This is a genomic window from Mycolicibacter senuensis (genome assembly GCF_002101885.1).
GTDB classification, from domain to species: domain Bacteria; phylum Actinomycetota; class Actinomycetes; order Mycobacteriales; family Mycobacteriaceae; genus Mycobacterium; species Mycobacterium senuense.
Map to the genome: position 1 here is coordinate 20,646 of NZ_LQPS01000022.1, position 19,832 is coordinate 40,477.

The following is a 19,832-nucleotide window of genomic DNA, read 5'->3' on the forward strand; positions in this document are numbered from 1 at the left end:
CTAGGCGGTGGTGGCCCGGACGCCGATTTGCGTTGCGGTGCATGCCTTATACGTCGTGCAGCGTCGGGTCCGCCTCGAGGTGCGTCAGCCCGTTCCAGCACAGGTTGACCAGGTGGGCGGCCACCACTTCCTTCTTGGGTTCGCGCACGTCCAGCCACCACTGGGCCGTCATCGACACCGAGCCGACCAGCGCCTGGGCATACAGCGGCGCGGTCTCGGGGTCCAGGCCGCGCCGGGAGAAGTCGCCGGCCAGGATCGACGACACCTGGCCGATCGCGTCGTTGAGCAGGGTGGAATAGGTCCCGGAGCTGATCGATGCCGGGGAATCACGGATCAGGATGCGGAAACCGTCGGTGTGCTCGTCGACGTAGGTCAGCAGCGCCAGGGCGACCCGTTCGACCCGCAGCCGGGACTGGTTGTTGGTCGACTTGGTCAGCGACGTGGTGATGCCGTCCAGCAACGCCGACATCTCCCGGTCGACCACCACGGCGTACAGCCCCTCCTTGCCGCCGAAATGCTCGTAGACAACCGGTTTGGACACGTTGGCGCGCAGTGCGATCTCCTCGATGGAGGTGCCCTCGTAGCCGCGCTCGGCGAACAGTGAGCGCGCGACGTCGATGAGTTGGTGCCGACGCTCGCTGCCGGTCATCCGGGCCCGCGGGGGCCTGCCATCCCTGTCCAGAGCAGCCACGATGTCCAGGATATCCAGTTCGGTAGAGTCTCCTTGCAATCCATCCGTCGTGGTGTAATCGGCAGCACCTCTGATTTTGGTTCAGATAGTTCAGGTTCGAGTCCTGGCGACGGAGCTCTCCAGCATGGTTTTGCCCCACCCTTTGCCGCGAGCGTGCGCAGAATGACAGGCTAGACGGCGTGTCGACGCACAAACACGCTCCCTCGCGCCAGGATGCCGTCATCGTGCTGGCGGCCGGGGCCGGGACCCGGATGGTCTCCGACACCCCCAAGGTGCTGCACACGCTGGGTGGGCGCAGCATGCTCTCGCATTGCCTGCGCGCGGCCGCCGGGGTCGGGCCCCGGCACCTGGTGGTGGTGCTCGGCCACGCCCACGAACGCATCGCCGGGCCGGTGGCAGAGCTGGCACAGGCCCTGGACTGCCCCATCGACATCGCCCTGCAGGACCAGCAGCTGGGCACCGGGCACGCGGTGTTGTGCGGCCTGTCGGCGCTGCCGGACGACTTCGCCGGCACCGTCGTGGTCACCTCCGGCGACATTCCGCTGCTGGACACCGCGACGCTGCGGGCGCTGGCCGACACCCATCGCGCCGCCCCGGCGGCGGTCACCGTGCTGACCACGACGATGGCCGACCCCACCGGCTACGGGCGCATCCTGCACACCCAGGACGGGGAAGTGACCGCCATCGTCGAACAGGCCGACGCCACCGAATCGCAGCGCGAGATCCGCGAGGTCAACGCCGGGGTGTACGCCTTCGACATCACCGCGCTGCGTTCCGCACTGGGCCGGCTCGGCTCGGACAACGCCCAGCACGAGCTGTACCTGACCGACGTGATCGGCATCGTGCGCGGCGACGGCCAGGTGGTGCACGCGCGCCACGTCGACGACGCCGCCCTGGTGGCCGGCGTCAACGACCGGGTGCAGCTGGCCGAGTTGGCGGCCGAACTCAACCGCCGGCTGATCGCCAGCCATCAGCGGGCCGGTGTCACGATCGTCGACCCGGCCACCACCTGGATCGACGTGGACGTGACGGTCGGACGCGACACCACCGTGGCACCCGGAACCCAGCTGCTCGGCCACACCGTCATCGGTGCGCACTGCGAGATCGGGCCCGACAGCACGCTGTCCGATGTCACCGTGGGCGAGGGCGCCTCGGTGATCCGCAGCCACGCCGCCTCGTCGACGATCGGGGCCGGCGCGACGGTGGGGCCGTTCAGCTACCTGCGTCCCGGCACCGCGCTGGGCGCCGACGCCAAGCTGGGGGCGTTCGTCGAGACCAAGAACTCCACCATCGGCACCGGAACCAAGGTTCCGCACCTGACTTACGTCGGCGACGCCGACATCGGCGAGCACTCCAACATCGGCGCCTCCAGCGTGTTCGTCAACTACGACGGCCAGACCAAGCGGCGGACCACGATCGGCTCGCACGTGCGCACCGGTTCGGACACCATGTTCGTGGCCCCGGTCACGATCGGCGACGGTGCCTACACCGGCGCCGGCACCGTGGTGCGCGACGACGTGCCACCGGGCGCATTGGCGGTGTCGGCCGGCCCGCAGCGCAATATCGAGAACTGGGTGCAGCACAAGCGGCCCGGCAGCGCTGCCGCCGAGGCGGCCGAGCAGGCCCAGGCGACCGGCGGTTCCCGACCGGATCGGTCATCGTGAGGTTGGTCGCGTTGAGGCAGCCCGGGGCGAAATCGCGCGGCAGACTACGTACCATAAGGCCCGAATTAACTCGACCAGATTTCCAGATCGCCAACAGCGGGGGCAGCACGTGAGCCACGAGTGGACAGACAACCGCAAGAACCTGATGCTCTTCGCTGGTCGAGCGCACCCGGAGCTGGCCGATCAGGTCGCCAAGGAACTGGACGTCCCGGTCACCGCCCAGACCGCCCGTGACTTTGCCAACGGCGAGATCTTCGTGCGGTTCGATGAGTCGGTACGCGGCTGCGACGCCTTCGTCCTGCAGTCGCACCCGGCGCCGCTGAACAAGCACCTGATGGAACAGCTGATCATGATCGACGCGCTCAAGCGCGGCAGCGCCAAGCGGATCACCGCGATCGTGCCGTTCTACCCCTACGCCCGCCAGGACAAGAAGCACCGCGGCCGCGAACCGATCTCGGCCCGCCTGGTGGCCGACCTGCTCAAGACGGCCGGCGCCGACCGAATCGTCACCGTGGACCTGCACACCGATCAGATCCAGGGCTTCTTCGACGGCCCGGTCGACCACATGCGCGCTCAGCCGCTGCTGGTCGGCTACATCAAGGAGAACTACGCCAACTCCGACATGGTGGTGGTCTCCCCCGACTCCGGCCGGGTGCGCATCGCCGAGAAGTGGGCGGACTCATTGGGTGGCGTTCCGCTGTCGTTCATCCACAAGACCCGCGATCCGCTGGTGCCCAACCAGGTCAAGTCCAACCGCGTGGTCGGTGAGGTGGCCGGGAAGACCTGCGTACTGATCGACGACATGATCGACACCGGCGGCACCATCGCCGCCGCGGTGCACCTGTTGCGCGAGGACGGCGCCAGCGACGTGATCATCGCCGCCACCCACGGCGTGCTGTCCGAGCCGGCCGCCGAACGCCTGGCGTCCTGCGGCGCCAGCGAGGTGATCGTCACCAATACCCTGCCGATCCCCGAGGACAAGCAGTTCCCCCAACTGACCGTGCTCTCGATCGCCCCGCTGCTGGCCAGCACCATCCGGGCGGTATTCGAAAACGGCTCGGTCACCGGGCTTTTCAATGGAGACGCCTAAAATGGCCAGCGACGACACTGCCGAATCCCGCACCGCGGCCATCTACCACAACCCGCGCTGTTCGACCTCGCGCAAGACGCTGGAACTGCTGCGCGACAACGGTATCGAGCCGACCATCGTGGAGTACCTGAAGACTCCGCCGTCGCGTGCGGAGCTGGCGGCCATGATCCGCGAGGCCGGTATCGGGGTGCGCGACGCGGTGCGCACCGGCGAGTCGGTCTACGCCGAGCTCAACCTGGCTGACGCCTCCGACGACGAACTGCTCGACGCGATGGCCGCGAACCCGATCCTGATCCAGCGTCCGTTCGTCGTCACCGGCAAAGGCACCCGGCTGGGCCGTCCGATTGACACGGTCCGCGAGATACTGTGACCGCGCTGCGCCGGGCGGCCCTGGCGTGCACCGCAGCGCTGGCCTCCGCGGCACTGGCGGGCGCGGCAACCGGATGTGGCGCCAAAAGTCCTGACTACCAATCGATTTGGTCTAATGGCAGTACCACCAGCACCACGTCGGAGGCGCCGCAGCCGCCGGTGACGGTGGGACGCTTCCTGGAAGACAGCGGGGTGGTCGCCGAGGCGGTGGCACCCGACGCGCTGACCGACCTGACCGTGTCGATCCCGACGCCGCGGGGTTGGACGAAGAAGGAGAACGCGATGTTGCCGGCGACCACCTTGGTCATCGGCAAGGGCGAGAAACTTCCGCGGGCGATCCTGAGCCTGGTCAAACTCAACGGCAACTTCGATTCGCGCGAGGCCATCAAGCACGGTGTCGTCGACGCCCAGCTGTCGAAGAACTTCCGGCTGCTGGACGCCTCCAACGAGGACTACCAGGGCTTTCCGTCGTCGATGGTCCAAGGCACCCACGATATGGACGGCCAGCGCCTGCACAGCTGGTTCCGGATGGTGATCGCCACCGGGGCGGCACCGGCCGACCAGCGCTACCTGGTGCAATTGGCGATCACCAGCTTCAACGAACAGGCGCCCAAGGAAGCCGCCGACGTCGAGGCGATCATGAACGGATTCACCGTCGCCGCGAAGTGACCCCCAACGCCGGCCGCGGCTGCTAACGTGCTGCGGGCCAGGGAAAGGGATCTCCGCGATGGACCGCACGTCTGTTCCCCGAGCGTTGCTGAGCTTCATCGGCGGCGCGATCGCCGTCGGCCTGCTCGCACCGTCGGCGGCGATGGCCGAGCCGCCGCCGGGCTGCACCGCCGCGGATCTGGCCAACGTGGCCGCCGGCGTCGCCGCATCGACCTCCGGCTACCTGTTCGCACATCCGGACGTCAACGCGTTCTACTCCGGCCTGCGCGACCGGCCCGACGAGGAGGTGCCCGACGCCATCCGCGGCTACTTCGCCGACAATCCGCAGGCCCACGCCGACCTGTTGGGTATTCGCCGCCCGCTCGTCGACTTCCGTAGCCGCTGCGGGCTTCCCGACGCCGACGGCCCCCTGCTGGCTCAGTGATGACGCGCCGAATCCGCGCCGCGGCCGCACTGGCACTGATGGTTGCGCCGGGAACCGTGTTCGTCACACCGGCCGGCACCGCGGTCGCCGACGTGTGTGTCGGCGTCGGCCGCCGATTCCATGTCAGCACGTGCACCGACCTCACGCCGCCGCCGGCCTATTACGCCCCGCTGCCCGAAGACGTCCTCCCACCGCCTCCTCCCCCGCCGCCGGTGCAGACCTGCGTCGACTACAACGGCCGCTGGATCGACACCAACAACTGCCGCTGAGCGCTCTCGTTAAGGTGTGAGGCATGGCCTCCTGGACCGCTGCGGATCTGCCCTCGTTCTCCGGACGCACCGTGATCGTCACCGGCGCCAACAGTGGTCTGGGTGCCGTGACCGCGCGTGAGCTGGCCCGGGCCGGCGCCAACGTCACACTGGCCGTCCGCGACCCCGCCAAGGGCCAGGCCGCTGCGGCGAACATGCCCGGCGCCAAAGATCGGGTGACCGTCCGCGCCCTGGATCTGGCCGACCTGGCCTCGGTGCGGCGGTTCGCCGACGAGACCTCGGCCGTCGACGTACTGATCAACAACGCCGGGATCATGGCGGTGCCCTACTCGACGACCGCCGACGGGTTCGAGAGCCAGATCGGCACCAACCACCTGGGCCATTTCGCGCTGACCAACCTGCTGCTGCCCAAGCTCACCGACCGGGTGGTCACGGTGTCGTCGTTCATGCACCGGATGGGTTATGTGAGCCTGAAAGATCTGAACTGGGAGTCGCGGCGGTATCGCGCGTGGCTGGCTTACGGCCAGTCCAAGCTGGCCAACCTGCTGTTCACCAGCGAGTTGCAGCGCCGACTGGTGGCGACCGGATCACCGCTGCTCGCGTTGGCTGCCCACCCCGGCTACTCGAGCACCAACCTGCAGGGCCACACCGGCAATCGGGTCGGCGACGCGCTGATGCGCACGATCGGCAACGGCCTGTTGGCCACCAGCCCCGACTTCGGGGCGCGCCAGACGCTGTATGCAGCGTCGCAGGAGCTGTCGGGCAACACCTTCGTCGGACCGCGGTTCGCCTTCATCGGCCGCACCGGGTCGGTGGGCCGCAGCCTGCTGGCCAAGCGCGGCTCCACCGCCGTCGGGCTGTGGGACCTGTCCGAGCAGCTCACCGGGGTGCAATTTCCGCTCTGAGGTGCTGATGCGCTAGCCTGACCAGGCGTCACGGCGAGGGCGGCCAGCTTCGGCCGCCGTTATCGGCGAGGACCTGAGGGTTGTCGCGATCTGGCCGTGCCTCATGCACCCGCAGCAACCACAGGAGTACCGATGGCCAAGTCCCCCACCCCGAACAAGCTCACCGCCGCGGTGCGTTCCGAGACCGGCAAGGGCGCCTCCCGCCGGGCCCGCCGCGACGGCAAGGTGCCTGCGGTCCTCTACGGTCACGGCACCGACCCGCAACACCTGGAGCTGCACGCCCACGATTACGCGGCCGTGCTGCGGAACTCGGGTGCCAACGCGGTGCTGACCCTCGACATCGAGGGCACCGAACAGCTGGCGCTGACCAAGGCCCTGGACATCCACCCGATCCGCCGCACCATCCAGCACGCGGACCTGATCGTGGTCAAGCGCGGCGAGAAGGTCATCGTCGAGGTGAACATCGTCCTCGAGGGCGAGTCGTTCCCGGGCACGCTGGTCACCCAGGACGCCACCTGGGTGGAGATCGAGGCCGAGGCGCTGTCGATTCCCGAGCAGCTGACGATCTCCATCGAGGGTGCCGAAGCCGGTACCCAGTTCACCGCCGGCGAGCTGGAGCTGCCCGAAGGTGTGACGCTGGTGTCCGATCCGGAACTGCTGCTGGTCAACGTGCTCGAGCCGCGGGTCGAAGAGGAGCCCGAGGCCGAGGAGGCGGGCGAGGCGGCCGGCGAAGCGGCCGGCGAAGCGGCCGGCGAGGCCGCTGCCCCCGAGGCCGAGTAGGCCGAGCACGGCGTGGCCGAGTCACCGCCGATACTGGTGGTCGGCCTGGGCAATCCGGGGCCGACCTATGCCCGTACCCGGCACAACGTGGGCTTCATGGTCGCCGACCTGCTCGCTCAGCGCATCGGGTCGGCGTTCAAGCTGCACAAGCGCTCCGGTGCCGACGTGGTCACCGGGCGGCTCAGCGGGCGCCCGGTGGTGCTGGCCCGTCCGCGCTGTTACATGAACGAATCGGGCCGCCAGGTGGGGCCGCTGGCCAAGTTCTACTCGGTGCCACCGGGTGGTGTGGTGGTCATCCACGACGACCTCGACTTGGAGTACGGCCGGATCCGGCTCAAGCAGGGCGGCGGCGAGGGCGGCCACAACGGGCTGCGGTCCATTGCAACGGTATTGGGCAGCAAGGACTTTCAGCGGGTCCGCTTGGGCATCGGCCGACCGCCCGGACGACAGGACCCGGCGGCGTTCGTGCTGCAGCCGTTTGGTGCGCGTGAGCGCGACGAGTTACCGACGATCTGCGAGCAGGCCGCCGATGCCACCGAGTTGCTGATCGAGTTGGGTCTGGAGCCCGCGCAGAACATCGTGCACGCCTGGCCCTAGTGGCGCGAGCGGCAAAAACTAGGTGACCAGGGCCACGGAGTTGGCCCGGCGCAGCTTGCCCGACGGTGTCTTGGGGATACTGCCCGGCCCCAGCACCACCACGTTGCGGGGCCGCATGTCGACCTCGGTGACGACCTCGTGGGCCACCTGGTGCTCGATACGGCGCACCTCGGCGGGATCCTGCCAGGCGTTGGACTCCACGGCGACGGCAAAAGTCTCGCGGGAATGCCCGGCATCCAGACGCACCGCCACCGCGCAGCCCGGCCGCACCCCGTCGACCCGGCCCGCGGCCCGCTCGATGTCAGTCGGGTAGATGTTGCGGCCGGCCATGATGATGACGTCCTTGACCCGGCCGCACACCACGACGTGGCCGTCCTCCATCTGGTAGCCCAGGTCGCCGGTGTCATACCAACCGTGCTCGTCCTGCGCCGGCAGGAAGCCCGCCATCGTCAGATACCCCGGGGTGACCGGCTCGCCACGCAGCTGGATCACCCCGACGCCGCGCGGCTCCAAGGAATTGCCGTGCTCGTCGACGATCCGGATCTCGATCCCTTCCAGCAGCGGCCCCAGCGAGGCCAGCCGCCGGGTGTTGCCCCTGGTCGCCGGCACCGCGCGGCGCAGCGCCGCCAGCAGATCGGCGTCGATCTCGTCGACCACCAGGCCTGCGCCGCATTTGGAGAACGACACCGCCAGCACCGTCTCGGCCATGCCGTAGGCCGGCAGAATCGCCTCCGGCCTCAGCCCGAACGGCCTGCCGGCGTCGATCAGATCCTCGACGTCGGCCGGCTCGACCGGCTCGGCGCCCGACAGCGCGAACCGCAGCGTGGACAGATCGAACTGGCCAGGCGTGGCCTGCTTGCGCAGCCGCTTGGCGAACAGCGCGTAGGCGAAGTTCGGCGCCGCGGTCATGGTGCCCTTGTACTTGTCGATCAGCTTGGCCCACAGCAGCGTGTCCCGCAGGAAGTCCATCGGCGTGATCTTGACCAGCTCGGCGCCGAAGTACATCGGCACCGTCAGGAAGCCGATCATGCCCATGTCGTGGAAGCACGGCAGCCAGCTGACCATGACGTCCTTGTCGACGTCGTACTCGGCGCTGATGAACATCGCCTCGGCGTTGGAGTAGATGTTGCGGTGGGTGATCTGCACGGCCTTCGGAGACCCGGTCGATCCCGACGTCAGTTGCATCAGCGCCAGGTCGTCCTCACCGGCCTCCACCGGGTCGATCGGGTCGGCGGCCAGCAGATCCTCGACGGTCAGGACCTTCAGGCCCTTCTCCTGCAGCACCGGCATCGCGGCCAGGAACGGGTCGGAGATGATGACGGCCTTGGCGTCGATCATGTCGACGACGGTCATGGTGTCTTCGGCCCACACCGCCAGATCGGTGCGCGGCGTCGGCTGGTGCAGCATGGTGAGGCTGGCCGCCCGTATCCACACGCCCTGCGCGGTGGGGGCGATCTCGACCGGGGCACCGGCCAGCACCCCGACCGCGTCTCCCGGGCCGACACCGGCGGCGGCCAGCCCGCCGGCAATGCGGCGGGCGCGTTCGTGCACCTCAGCCCAGGTGTGGCGAACCGGTTCGTGCGGTTCCCCGGTGACCATGCCCTTGGAGGATTCGCGGGCACTGCGGAACATGTTGTCGGTAAACCTGCTCACGACGGCCTCCTAGCCGGCACCGGTGTTTTCCCCACGGGCTGAGATTTCATGTTCCACCTGCTGGAGACCACTTCGTAAGAGGCGCGCGCGCACAAATAGGCGGCGGTTGCGTCTCGATACCGTAATGCGCGGCCCACCAGATCGGCGTGCGTCTGGTCGACGGGGAGGTCCTGGCCACAACTAGTCACCGCGCAGTATCTTAAACTCCTCTTAATCGAGGGGCAAATCTGGACGCGGGATTGGGGCCGTCATCACACTCCGCTGACCGATGACGGCACCACCCGGGCACCGTAGACCGGGCCACTGGCCACCCGCACCGCCCGCCCGGCGCCGACCGCCGCCAACTCGACGGCGACGTCGGCCGCCGATGGTCCCGAGGCGCACAGAAACGCGCACGTCGGTCCGGACCCGGTCACGATGCCCGACAGCGCACCGGCCTCCACGCCGGCACGCAATGTTCTGCGCAAAGCGGGATTGAGGCTGACCGCCGCGGTCTGCAGGTCATTGCCGAGCAGTCCCGCCAACCGCTGCGGATCACCGGCGGCCAGCGCCGCCAGCACCGGTTCGGGCTCGCCGACCTCCGGGAGGGTGCGCCCACTGTCGCGCAGCCGGTCCAGTTCCGCGAAGACCGCAGGTGTCGACAACCCGCGGTCGGCGAAAACCAACACCCAGTGGAACGTCTCCCGGGTGAGCACCGTCGCCAGTTCTTCACCGCGTCCGGTGCCCAACGCGGTACCCCCGTGCAGCGCGAACGGCACGTCGCTGCCCAACCGGGCCGCCATGGCGTGCAGGTCGCGTCGCGGCACGCCCAACTCCCAGAGCACATTCATCCCGACCAGCACCGCCGCCGCGTCGGCACTGCCGCCGGCCATCCCGCCGGCCACCGGAATGGACTTGTCGATCGTGATCGCCACGTCCGGGGCCCGGCCGACGTGCTCGGCCATCAGTTCAGCGGCCCGCCAGGCGAGATTGCGTTCGTCGGTGGGCAGCACGTCGGCGCCCTCGCCGGCGAGCCGCAACGAGAGCACGTCGGCGTCCCGCACGGTCACCTCGTCGACCAGCGAAACCGCGTGAAAAACCGTGGTCAGCTCGTGGTAGCCGTCGTCGCGGCAGTCACCCACCGCCAGGTGGAGGTTCAGCTTGCCCGGTGCGCGCACGGTGACCGACCCGGTCGGGGACCACTCGGTGGCGGCACTACCGTCGGATGCGGTCACGCCGATGAGACTAGCGGGTCCATCCGCTGCGCGGTCTAGCTGAACAGGTCGGCGAAGTCGGCCTGAATGGAGCTGAAGGCACCCAACATGACCTCCAGCTCGAACCCGGCCGCCATGGTGACCAGCCCGGTGGTGGCCGCCATCGGCAGACCGATCGCGTTCAGCAGGTCACCGGACGCCAGTTCCTGGAAGAAGAGCGTCGTGGTGTAGGCGGGCAACGTGGTCACCAGCGCATTGAGGATGTCGGCTGTCGGCAGCAACGTGGCATACAGCGTCGCTGCGGCGCTGGTGAACGTGTTGACGATGTCGGTCAGGCTCGGCATGACGAAGTCCGCACTGCCGAGCATGTCGCCGCCGATCAGGTCCGCTGCGCTGCTGGACGACAGGTTCTGCAGGGCGTCGACGAAGTCGGTCCACCCCTGCTCAGCGCCGTTCACCAGGGCGGTGAACACGTCCTGCATGCTGACATCGGGGAACAGGCCGAACGGCGTGGACACATCCGCCGGCCCCTGCGACCAGCCGTGTTCGATGTCGCCGTAGCCGAGGTTGACCAGCACCCGCAGGCTCGGCTGCAGCAGGTCGGCGATCGCATTGCCGAATCCGCTGCCGCGCAACGGCTCCAGCAGTGGCAGGTTCTCGGTCGGAATCATGAAGTACTGGGTGTTGCCGGTGTAGCCGTCGCTGACCGGCAGTTCGATCGCCGACGCCAACTGCTCGTCGGTCAGTGACGGGTAGGTGCCGTGCACGAACATGATGCCCATGAACGCGTTGATGTCCGCCAACAGGTTCAAGGGGTACTTGGGGAAGTCGGCGAAGCCGTCGTACTCCTGGGTGTAGAACGCGGTCTCCCAGGGGGTGTCGGCCGGGGTGCCGCCGCTGAACGTGACGCCCAGGCTGGGCAGGGACAGCTCGGGCAGGTTCGGGTTCAGGCTGGTCAGGTCGAAACGCGACAGCAGGCCGCCATCGGGGGTGCTGGGGCTGCCCAGCATCACGAAGGACAGCTCGTCGGCGCCGGGCCGCTCATCCTCGGGCATGCTCAGCAGCTGCTCGATCTCCAGCGCGTTGATGACACCGCTCTGTGAATAGCCAAGTACGACAAGATCATTGCCGGCAGCTGTCTCTTGCATGATCTTCTGGTGCAGGATCTCGACACCCTGGTCCAGCGAGGTGTCCAGCGTCAGCGACTTCACCCCGGTAAGCGGGTACAGGCCCTCCGGGGTGAACAGCGCGTTGGTGACGTCCACCGGGAACAGCGGCTGGCCCGCGAACTTGGGTGTCGCCGGGTCCAGGAACCGATCGGTGAGGGCGGCCAGGTACTCCGGCGGCGGGACCGGCAGCCCGCTGCCGCCCATGATCCAGGACTGGGTGTCCAGCAGGGTCGCCTGGGCCACCACGGTTTTGACTGTCGCTGCCAGACCGGGCGTCACCGCGGGCGCGACGCCCAGTGCGGCGATGGTGGCGGCGGCCAGCGGAACCGCACCCAACGAGCGCAGGTTGCGACTGTCCACAGTTGTCATGACGACCTCCCGGACGAAGTTGGAGTCGATTATCACCCCGCAACAGCAAAATGTCATCGTTTTTTTGCTATGCGATCATGTTTTTCTTAGCTTCATGGGGCCTTGCCGGCTTCCGCGGCCGAAGCGCGCTCCGGCCCCATAACCTGGGGCTCATGGGCGAAGCCGGCATCGACTTCGGCGGCTACCTGATCGATCACGAAGTCGGGCGCGGGGGGCACGCCACCGTCTACCGAGCCCGCGACTCCCGGCTCCGGGCCGACCACGCCCCGCCGGTGGCGCTGAAGGTCCTCGACGAAGCGCATCGCACGTCCGCCGAGCAGGCGCGGTTGAACCGCGAGTTCGAGTTCGCGCGCGTCCTGGACCATCCCCATGTCGTCACCGTCTACCGGCACGGACCGTGTTGGCTGGCGATGCAATTCATCGACGGCGGCAATTCGACCCGACTGCAGACCTTGCCGGATCGATTGCGCGCGCTGGCCCAGATCGCCGACGCGCTCGACTACGCCCATCACAGCGGCATCGTGCACTGCGACGTCAAACCGGCCAACATCCTGATCGCCGCGGACTTCCCCCGCGCCGGGGCGGTGCTGACCGACTTCGGGTCGGCGCACGCCGTCGTCGAGGACGTCGGGAACCGGCCCCGAATCCCCGGTAACCCCGAGGTCTCGCTGCCCTACACCGCCCCGGAGATCCTCTGCGGCAAAGCCCCGTCGGCCGCCACCGACGAATACGCGCTGGCCTGCACCGCGGTCGAGTTGCTCACCGGGGCACCGCCGTTCCCCGCGTCGAGCGCCGCCGAACTGGTGGACGCGCACCTGCGGCGGCTGCCGCCGCCCGTCCCGGCGGCGTTCGGACCGGCCGCCCGCGCCCTCGACGTCGTGGTGGAACGCGCCATGGCGAAATTACCGGCGCGGCGCTACGACTCCTGCACCGAGTTGGTCGAACAGTTGTCCCGGGTACTGGTCGAGCGGGACTCGGAAACCTGAAGCAGGCGAACGAAATCGGAGATCGCCAAGGTCTCTCCGCGCCGCGCCGGGTCGATACCGGCCGCCTCCAACAGCGCGGCCGACTGCGCACCTGATCCCGCCCATTCCGCGAAGGCGTTGCGGGAGGTTTTGCGGCGCTGGGCGAAGGCGATGTCGATCAGCGTGAAGAGCGCGCGGCGAAACGTGTCGTCGACCGGCCACGGCGCGGTGTCGTACCGGTCGATGCGCACCAGTCCGGAGTTCACCCTCGGCACCGGCCAGAACACGCTCGGCGGAACCGTGCCGCAGCGGCGCACCGCACCGAAGAACCGGGCCTTGGCGCTGGGCACCCCGTAGTCCTTGCCGCCCGGCTCGGCGGCCAGCCGCTCGGCAACCTCCAACTGCACCATCACCATCACCGTGCGAATCGAGGCGAATTCGGCCAGCAGATGCAGCAACGCCGGGACCGCGACGTTGTAGGGCAGGTTGGCCACCACCGCGGTCGGCGCGGCGGCCACCTCCTCGCGGTGCAGCGTCAACACGTCCCGGCTCAGCACCGTCAGGCGGTCGGCGTCGGCAGGCGCGTGCTCGGCGACGGTCGCCGGCAGCCGGTCGGCCAGTACCGGATCCTTCTCCACGGCGATGACCGTCGGGCCATGCTCGAGCAGGGCCAAGGTCAGCGAGCCGAGTCCGGGACCGACTTCCAGGACGTGGTCGGCGGCGGTGATCCCGGCACCGGCGACGATCCGGCGCACCGTGTTGGCGTCATGAACGAAGTTCTGCCCCAGTGATTTCCGGGGCCGCAGGTCGAGTTCGGCCGCCAGGGCCCTGATGTCGCCGGCCCCGAGTAGCCCGATGGTCAGCGTCTCCCGCTGCACACCGGCCAGGCGCCCCAGCCCTGCCGGGCCTGGGTGACCTCGGCGATCGCGATCTGCTCCTCGCGGGTGGCCAAGTCAGCGCGCGGGGCGTACTTCAGCCCGCCGTTGGCGATCCAGGTGCCGTAGTCGAACTGCACCCCCCCGTAGTAGCCGTTGCCGGTGTTGATCGCCCAGTTGTTGTGTGACTCGCAGGAAGCGATGCGGTCCCAGGCGGTGCCGTAGATCGACGGCGGCACCTCGGTGCCCGGCTTGGCGCCGACCCGCAGCACCGAGTCGCGGGCCGGGTCCACCACGGCGTTGGACACCGGGAGCCGACCGGTCTCGGCACCGTTGACGGTGGCCACCGAGTAGGTCACATCCTGGGTGCCCGGAGTGCCGGGGTCTTCGACGACCTGCCGGCTGATGTTCATCGACGGGTCCTCGACACGACGCGCGGTCGGGGGCAGCGGCACTCGCTCGGTGACGTGGGTGACCCGGATCCGGGTCACCTGGATCTCCATGCCCTCGGTGATCGGGGTCGAGGCCGACGGACTGACCTTGTCGGCCTGCTCCAGCGGGGCGCCGTCGGCGGCCAGCAGGTCGGCGACGTTGCGCGCGGCCAGCCGCACCGTACGCACCACACCGCCATCGTCGATCCGGACGTTCTTGGCACTCAGCACAGGCAGCGCCATGCCCGCCAGCGGCACCCGGCTGCCGCGGGACGCCGCGGCCGGAGCGGTGTCGGTCATCGACAGTTGCGCCAGCGCCTCGTCGACCGACAGCGCCGTCGTCCACACCTGCTTGGCCTCGCGCCCGTCCAGCGACAGCTGCAGCGGGCGGCTGCGGCGCACCACGATGGTGTCGTCGTCGTGCACCCGGGCGTCACGCGCCGGGGTCACATCGTCACGGTCGCCGAGGTCGAAACCGTTCTCGGCGACGACGTCGATCACCCGCGACCGCATGGTGGTCACGGTCACCGGGGTTCCGTCGACATCCAGCGTCACGGTCTTGGCGCTGGCAACCGCGAAACCACCGGCAAAGGTCAGCACCAGCAAGAGCGCGCCGACCAGCATCCGCAGCATCGGCGAGGGGGCCTGATGCAGCCTGGTCACAGTGTTCAAAACAACGACCTCACGACACGACAAAGGGGGCCCTTGCGGTGCCCCGTGTTTATAACGAGACGGTAACGAACCCCCTGCGTTCGGGGCAACCGAATGTGACCTGCTCGACATTTCACCGCAGGCCGTACACCCGACGGGCGTTGTGGCTCGTGACCTGCGCCAACTCGGCCGCCGACTCCCCCAGCAGCTCGGCCAGCGCCCTGACAGTGTAGGGCAGGCAGTAGGGCTCGTTGGGGGCCCCACGGTAGGGGTGCGGGGTCAAAAACGGCGCATCGGTCTCCACCAGAAGCTGCTCGGCCGGAATCAACGGCACGGCTTCTCGCAGGTCACGGGCATTCTTGAAGCTGACCGTGCCGGACAGGCTGAGTGTCCAGCCGGCGTCGACGCAAGTGTGAGCCATCTCCGGACCGGACGAGAAGCAGTGGAAGATCACCTGCTCGGGGGCGCCTTCGGCGCGCAGCACGTCCAGCACGGCGGCGTCGGCGTCGCGGTTGTGGATCATCAGCGGTTTGCCGGTGCGTTTGGCCAGGTCGATGTGCCAGGCGAAGGCCTCCCGCTGAGTGTGCGGGTCGGCACAGCCCGCCAGCCGGCCCGGCCAGTACAGGTCCATCCCCGTCTCCCCGATCGCCACCACCCGCGGGTGGGCGGCCAGCGCCTCGATCTCGGCGCGGGCGTCGTCGGTCAGGCTGTCGGTGCGGGTGGGATGCAGGGCGACGGCGGCGTAGACCCGCTCGTCGGCCTCGGCGGCGCGGGTCACCCAACGGGCGGAGGCCAGGTCGTCGGCGACGGTCACCACCGCGTGCACCCCGACCGCGCTGGCCCGGTCGAGGATCGCCGGCACGTCGTCGGCGCCGCACGCATCCAGGTGGGTGTGCGCGTCGACCAGCGGACTCAGCTCCTGCGGCGCGGGGGGCGGAGTTCTGACTGACCGTTTCGAGCTCACCCGCACACCATAGGGTGATCGTTGATGAAGCCTTTCTACGTCACCACCGCAATCACCTATCCCAATGGTGATCCGCACATCGGTCACGCCTACGAGTACATCGCCACCGACGCGATCGCCCGGTTCCACCGGCTCGACGGATTCGATGTGCGGTACCTGACCGGCACCGACGAGCACGGGCTGAAGATGGCCGAGACCGCCGCTGCCGAAGGCATCCCGACCGCGGAGCTGGCGCGGCGCAACTCCGATGTGTTCCAGCGCCTGCAGGAGCGGCTCAACATCTCCTTCGACCGGTTCATCCGGACCACCGACGCCGACCATCTGGCGGCCTCCAAGGCGATCTGGCAGCGCATGGTCGACACCGGTGATATCTACCTGGACACCTACTCGGGCTGGTACTCGGTACGCGACGAGCGGTTCTTCACCGAGGCCGAGACCCGGATGGCCGAAGCCGGTTCGCGAATCGCCGCCGAAACCGGGGCGCCGGTGACCTGGACCGAGGAGCAGACCTACTTCTTCCGGCTGTCGGCCTACACCGACAAGCTGCTGGCGCACTACGAGGCCAACCCCGGCTTCATCGCCCCGGAGGTGCGCCGCAACGAGGTGGTCAGCTTCGTCTCCGGCGGGCTGCGCGACCTGTCGATCTCGCGCACCTCGTTCGACTGGGGCGTGCCGGTGCCCGGCCACCCCGACCACGTGATGTACGTCTGGGTGGACGCCCTGACCAACTACCTGACCGGGGTCGGCTACCCCGACACCGAATCCGAGTCCTTCCGCCGGTACTGGCCGGCCGATCTGCACATGATCGGCAAGGACATCATCAGATTCCACACCGTGTACTGGCCCGCGTTTCTGATGTCGGCCGGAATCGAGCTGCCGCGCAAGGTTTTCGCCCACGGCTTCCTGCTCAACAGCGGCGAGAAGATGAGCAAGTCGGTGGGCAACGTCATCGACCCGGTCGAGTTCGTGGAGAAGTTCGGGGTCGACCAGGTGCGGTATTTCCTGCTCCGCGAGATCCCGTTCGGACAGGACGGCAGCATCTCCGAGGAGGCGATGATCAGCCGCAGCAACGCCGACCTGGCCAACGAGCTGGGGAACCTGGCGCAGCGGTCGCTGTCGATGGTCGCCAAGAACCTGGCCGGCGTCGTCCCGGAGCCGCTGGCGTCCACCGGCGACGATGAGAAGCTGCTGGCGCAGGCCGACGGGTTGCTGGAGAAGGTGCGGGCGGCGTTCGGCAGCCAGGCCATGCATCTGGGCCTGGAAGCGATCTGGCTGATGCTGGGTGCGGCCAACCGGTACTTCTCCGCCCACGAGCCGTGGAAGCTCGCCAAGAGCGAATCCGCCGCCGATCAGGCGCGGTTCGGCACCGTCTTGTACACCACGCTGGAGGTGGTGCGGATCGCGGCGCTACTGGCGCAGCCGGTGATGCCCGAATCGGCGGGCAAGCTGCTGGACCTGCTGGGCCAGACCGCCGAGCAGCGGATGTTCACCGCCGTGCCGCACCGGCTGGCTCCCGGCCTGACGCTGCCGGCGCCGTCCGGGGTGTTCCCGCGCTACCAGCCGTGAGCTGACCGGACGCCTACCGCGGGTCCAGCCGGACGACCACTTTCACCCGGCCCTGCTCGTCGCGCTCTGCGACGGCGTGCCCGGGCCGGTCCGCGCCGTCGAGCCGGATCTTCAACGGCCCGCCGTCGCCGGAGAAGTTGCGCCACCAGGCCTTCTTGTCGGGCAGGGTCACTCCGATGGCGACCTCGTCACCGCTGCGCCAGTAGCTCACCGGAAGGGTGAAGGTCTTCCCGGACCGCCGCCCGACATAGCTGATCATGGTGAGCCGCCGACCCAACCTGGGACCGAGCAGCGGTGCGGTGACCAGCGACGTCGTCACAGCATTGAATGCGCGGACAAACATCCGCGCCGGACCACCGAAACCCATGGCCCCACCCTACGCACGCCGTGAAACAGCTCACAGTGCGTCACATACCGGCGGTCGGGGGTGTCTTGAGGGCATCACCACCTCCAGAGACAGGAGCAACTCATGATCCGCACCCACGTTGTCGTCGTCGGCGGCGGTTACGCCGGCACCCTGGCCGCCAACCGGCTGCGTCAGCATCCCGGCGTCGACATCACCCTGGTCAACCCGCGTCCGGCGTTCGTCGAGCGAATCCGGCTGCACCAGTACGTCGCCGGAACCGGCACCGCCACCATCGACTTCCCAGAACTGCTCGGTGACGAGATCCGACTGGTGGTCGACTCCGCCACCCGGATCGACACCGCGGACCGCCGGGTCCTGCTGGCCTCCGGTGCCGCGCTGGACTACCACTACCTCATCTACGCCGTGGGCAGCACCGGCGCGATCACCCCCGCAGTCCCCGGAGCTGCCGAATTCGCCTATTCCATCAGCGAATTGGAGGTCGCGCAGCGGCTGCTGGCCCGCCTCGGCGAGTTGACGCCGGACGCGCCGGTGACCGTGGTCGGCGGCGGGCTGACCGGAATCGAAGCGGCTTCCGAACTGGCCGGGCAGGGTCGCACCGTCACCCTGGTCTGCGGCGGGACGCTGGGGCCGTCCCTGCACACCGCGGGGCGCCGCTCGGTGGCCAAGGCCTTGCGCAAGCTTGGCGTCGACGTGCGCGAAGCCGCCACGGTCGCCGAGGTCCGGCCCGATGCCGTGCTGCTGGCCGACGGCTCGACGCTGCCCAGCCAGGTGACGGTCTGGACCGCGGGCTTCGGCGTCCCGGAGCTGGCCAGGGTCAGCGGGCTGGCCACCGACGCGCTGGGACGGCTCCTCACCGACGAGACCCTGACCAGCATCGACAACCCGTGGATCATGGCGGCCGGGGACGCGGCCGCGCCGTCCGGCCAGCCGTTGCGGATGAGCTGCCAGGCCGCCCTGCCGCTGGGCGCCCAAGCTGCCAACACGGTGCTGGCCCGGATCGCCGGCGACTCACCGGCGGCGCTGGACCAATCGTTCGCCGCCCAGTGCATCAGCGTGGGCCGCCACGCCGCGACCGTTCAGTTGTCCCACCGCGACGACACCCCTACCAGGGCCTTCATCGGGGGCCGGCTCGGCGCGGTGGTCAAGGAGACGATCTGCAAATTCACGGTGAAGTTGATCCGCGGCGAGGCGGCCAAGCCGGGCTCGTACCGTTGGTTCAAGGGCGGCCGGGCGGCCCAGATCGCTCAGCGGCAAGCAGACCGGGAGGCGACGGTGCGATGAGCGAACACACCGACCGGTTCACCGAACTACGACCGCTGCTGTTCACCATCGCCTACGAGATCCTGGGCTCGGCAACCGAATCCGACGATGTGCTGCAGGACAGCTACCTGCGCTGGGCCGAGGTCGACCTGGCCGAGGTGCGCGACGTCAAGGCGTACCTGGCCAGCCTGGTCACCCGGCAGGCGCTCAACGCACTGCGGGCCGGCGCCCGGCGCCGCGAGGATTATGTCGGTCCGTGGCTGCCCGAGCCGCTGCTGCTGGACGAACACGACCCGGCCGCCGATGTCGTTCTCGCCGAATCGGTCTCGATGGCGATGCTGGTGGTGCTGGAGACACTCAGTCCCGACGAGCGTGCGGTGTTCGTGCTACGCGAGGTGTTCGGGTTCGACTACGACGAGATCGCGGCCGCGGTGGGCAAGTCGGCGGCCGCGGCCCGGCAGGTCGCGCATCGGGCCCGCGGCCACGTCCAGGCCCGCCGGCCGCGGTACAGCCCGGTGGACCCCGAGCAGAACGCTCGGGTCACCGCGGAGTTCATGACCGCCGCGGCCGGCGGCGACATCACCACCGTGATGTCGCTGTTGGCGCCCGACGTGGTGTGGACCGCCGACAGCGGCGGCAAGGCCAGTGCTGCGCGCCGGCCGATCGTCGGCGCCGACAAGGTGGCCCGCACCGTCGTCGGCCTACTCAAGCAGGGCGCCGAGCTTCCCGACGTCCGGATAGAGACGGCGACCTGCAACTCCGCCCCGGCAGTGCTGCTCTACAGCGCGGGCCGGCTCGAAGGCGTGTTCACCGTCGAGATCGTCGACGGCCTGATCACCAACTTCTACGCGATGCGCAATCCGGACAAGCTGGCGGCGGTAGCGGCCGCCCGGGAGATCACCCGCAGCTGA

General features: G+C 68.9%; 21 protein-coding genes and 1 tRNA gene. 14 read left to right on the forward strand and 8 right to left on the reverse strand.

What is annotated here, in order from left to right:
• Window positions 1-46 precede the first annotated feature (46 nt).
• Window positions 47-649 (reverse strand): TetR/AcrR family transcriptional regulator, encoded by a 603-nt coding sequence (locus AWC24_RS04375; protein ID WP_064920059.1) that lies wholly within the window; start codon window positions 647-649, stop codon window positions 47-49.
• An 85-nt stretch (window positions 650-734) separates the two neighbouring features.
• Here AWC24_RS04375 and AWC24_RS04380 point away from each other — a divergent pair.
• The 10 genes from AWC24_RS04380 to pth all read left to right on the forward strand — a co-directional run bounded on the left by AWC24_RS04380 (window position 735) and on the right by pth (window position 7,458).
• Window positions 735-806 (forward strand) — tRNA-Gln (locus AWC24_RS04380).
• Between the two features lie 64 nt (window positions 807-870).
• Window positions 871-2,355, forward strand: coding sequence for a bifunctional UDP-N-acetylglucosamine diphosphorylase/glucosamine-1-phosphate N-acetyltransferase GlmU (gene glmU / locus AWC24_RS04385; RefSeq protein WP_085082424.1), 1,485 nt, complete (start codon window positions 871-873; stop codon window positions 2,353-2,355).
• A gap of 109 nt (window positions 2,356-2,464) precedes the next feature.
• Window positions 2,465-3,445 carry a ribose-phosphate diphosphokinase gene (locus tag AWC24_RS04390; RefSeq protein ID WP_085082426.1) on the forward strand — a complete coding sequence of 327 codons (981 nt, stop codon included), beginning with the start codon at window positions 2,465-2,467 and terminating at the stop codon, window positions 3,443-3,445.
• A 1-nt stretch (window position 3,446) separates the two neighbouring features.
• Complete coding sequence (arsC, locus tag AWC24_RS04395) at window positions 3,447-3,815, forward strand: arsenate reductase (glutaredoxin) (RefSeq protein ID WP_085082428.1); 369 nt, start codon at window positions 3,447-3,449, stop codon at window positions 3,813-3,815.
• Window positions 3,816-3,820: 5 nt separating this feature from the next.
• Window positions 3,821-4,483 carry an LpqN/LpqT family lipoprotein gene (locus AWC24_RS04400; protein ID WP_085082590.1) on the forward strand — a complete coding sequence of 221 codons (663 nt, stop codon included), beginning with the start codon at window positions 3,821-3,823 and terminating at the stop codon, window positions 4,481-4,483.
• A gap of 58 nt (window positions 4,484-4,541) precedes the next feature.
• On the forward strand, window positions 4,542-4,907 hold the full coding sequence (locus AWC24_RS04405; RefSeq protein ID WP_085082430.1) for a heme-binding protein: 366 nt from the start codon (window positions 4,542-4,544) through the stop codon (window positions 4,905-4,907).
• Window positions 4,907-5,176, forward strand: coding sequence for a hypothetical protein (locus tag AWC24_RS04410; protein WP_085082432.1), 270 nt, complete (start codon window positions 4,907-4,909; stop codon window positions 5,174-5,176). The genes AWC24_RS04405 and AWC24_RS04410 overlap by 1 nt, the downstream gene beginning before the upstream one ends.
• A gap of 23 nt (window positions 5,177-5,199) precedes the next feature.
• The gene (locus tag AWC24_RS04415) at window positions 5,200-6,081 is read left to right on the forward strand and encodes an oxidoreductase (RefSeq protein ID WP_085082434.1); all 882 of its coding nucleotides are present in this window, start codon (window positions 5,200-5,202) and stop codon (window positions 6,079-6,081) included.
• 132 nt (window positions 6,082-6,213) lie between these two features.
• The gene (locus AWC24_RS04420) at window positions 6,214-6,861 is read left to right on the forward strand and encodes a 50S ribosomal protein L25/general stress protein Ctc (RefSeq protein ID WP_085082435.1); all 648 of its coding nucleotides are present in this window, start codon (window positions 6,214-6,216) and stop codon (window positions 6,859-6,861) included.
• Window positions 6,862-6,873: 12 nt separating this feature from the next.
• Window positions 6,874-7,458 (forward strand): aminoacyl-tRNA hydrolase, encoded by a 585-nt coding sequence (pth, locus tag AWC24_RS04425; RefSeq protein WP_085082437.1) that lies wholly within the window; start codon window positions 6,874-6,876, stop codon window positions 7,456-7,458.
• Window positions 7,459-7,476: 18 nt separating this feature from the next.
• Here the strand turns inward: pth and AWC24_RS04430 are convergent, their stop codons facing one another.
• The 3 genes from AWC24_RS04430 to AWC24_RS04440 form a co-directional block, all read right to left on the reverse strand.
• A complete protein-coding gene (locus AWC24_RS04430) occupies window positions 7,477-9,111 on the reverse strand; it encodes a fatty acyl-AMP ligase (protein ID WP_085082438.1) in 1,635 nt (544 codons plus the stop codon).
• A gap of 251 nt (window positions 9,112-9,362) precedes the next feature.
• Entirely contained in the window at window positions 9,363-10,325 is a 963-nt protein-coding gene (locus AWC24_RS04435) for a 4-(cytidine 5'-diphospho)-2-C-methyl-D-erythritol kinase (RefSeq protein WP_085082439.1), read from the reverse strand.
• Window positions 10,326-10,360: 35 nt separating this feature from the next.
• A complete protein-coding gene (locus tag AWC24_RS04440; protein WP_234807251.1) occupies window positions 10,361-11,842 on the reverse strand; it encodes a PE-PPE domain-containing protein in 1,482 nt (493 codons plus the stop codon).
• Between the two features lie 152 nt (window positions 11,843-11,994).
• On the opposite strand from AWC24_RS04440, the gene AWC24_RS04445 reads away from it, so the two are divergent.
• Window positions 11,995-12,828, forward strand: coding sequence for a serine/threonine-protein kinase (locus tag AWC24_RS04445; RefSeq protein WP_085082443.1), 834 nt, complete (start codon window positions 11,995-11,997; stop codon window positions 12,826-12,828).
• On the opposite strand, the gene rsmA is transcribed toward AWC24_RS04445, so the two are convergent.
• The 3 genes from rsmA to AWC24_RS04460 all read right to left on the reverse strand — a co-directional run bounded on the left by rsmA (window position 12,759) and on the right by AWC24_RS04460 (window position 15,734).
• Window positions 12,759-13,694, reverse strand: a complete 936-nt coding sequence (rsmA, locus tag AWC24_RS04450) for a 16S rRNA (adenine(1518)-N(6)/adenine(1519)-N(6))-dimethyltransferase RsmA (RefSeq protein WP_085082445.1) — start codon at window positions 13,692-13,694, stop codon at window positions 12,759-12,761. The two genes, AWC24_RS04445 and rsmA, sit on opposite strands and share 70 nt — an antisense overlap.
• Window positions 13,667-14,746: a resuscitation-promoting factor gene (locus tag AWC24_RS04455; protein ID WP_163705423.1), complete on the reverse strand. Its 1,080-nt coding sequence runs from the start codon at window positions 14,744-14,746 to the stop codon at window positions 13,667-13,669. Before AWC24_RS04455 ends, rsmA begins: the two co-directional genes overlap by 28 nt.
• A 151-nt stretch (window positions 14,747-14,897) precedes the next feature.
• Complete coding sequence (locus AWC24_RS04460; protein WP_174813630.1) at window positions 14,898-15,734, reverse strand: TatD family hydrolase; 837 nt, start codon at window positions 15,732-15,734, stop codon at window positions 14,898-14,900.
• Between the two features lie 18 nt (window positions 15,735-15,752).
• Between AWC24_RS04460 and metG the strand changes: the two genes are divergently transcribed.
• Window positions 15,753-17,294, forward strand: coding sequence for a methionine--tRNA ligase (gene metG, locus AWC24_RS04465; protein ID WP_085082451.1), 1,542 nt, complete (start codon window positions 15,753-15,755; stop codon window positions 17,292-17,294).
• Window positions 17,295-17,307: 13 nt separating this feature from the next.
• On the opposite strand, the gene AWC24_RS04470 is transcribed toward metG, so the two are convergent.
• On the reverse strand, window positions 17,308-17,661 hold the full coding sequence (locus AWC24_RS04470) for a hypothetical protein (RefSeq protein WP_085082453.1): 354 nt from the start codon (window positions 17,659-17,661) through the stop codon (window positions 17,308-17,310).
• Between the two features lie 102 nt (window positions 17,662-17,763).
• Between AWC24_RS04470 and AWC24_RS04475 the strand changes: the two genes are divergently transcribed.
• Entirely contained in the window at window positions 17,764-18,942 is a 1,179-nt protein-coding gene (locus AWC24_RS04475) for an NAD(P)/FAD-dependent oxidoreductase (RefSeq protein ID WP_085082455.1), read from the forward strand.
• A complete protein-coding gene (locus AWC24_RS04480; protein WP_085082457.1) occupies window positions 18,939-19,832 on the forward strand; it encodes an RNA polymerase sigma-70 factor in 894 nt (297 codons plus the stop codon). Before AWC24_RS04475 ends, AWC24_RS04480 begins: the two co-directional genes overlap by 4 nt.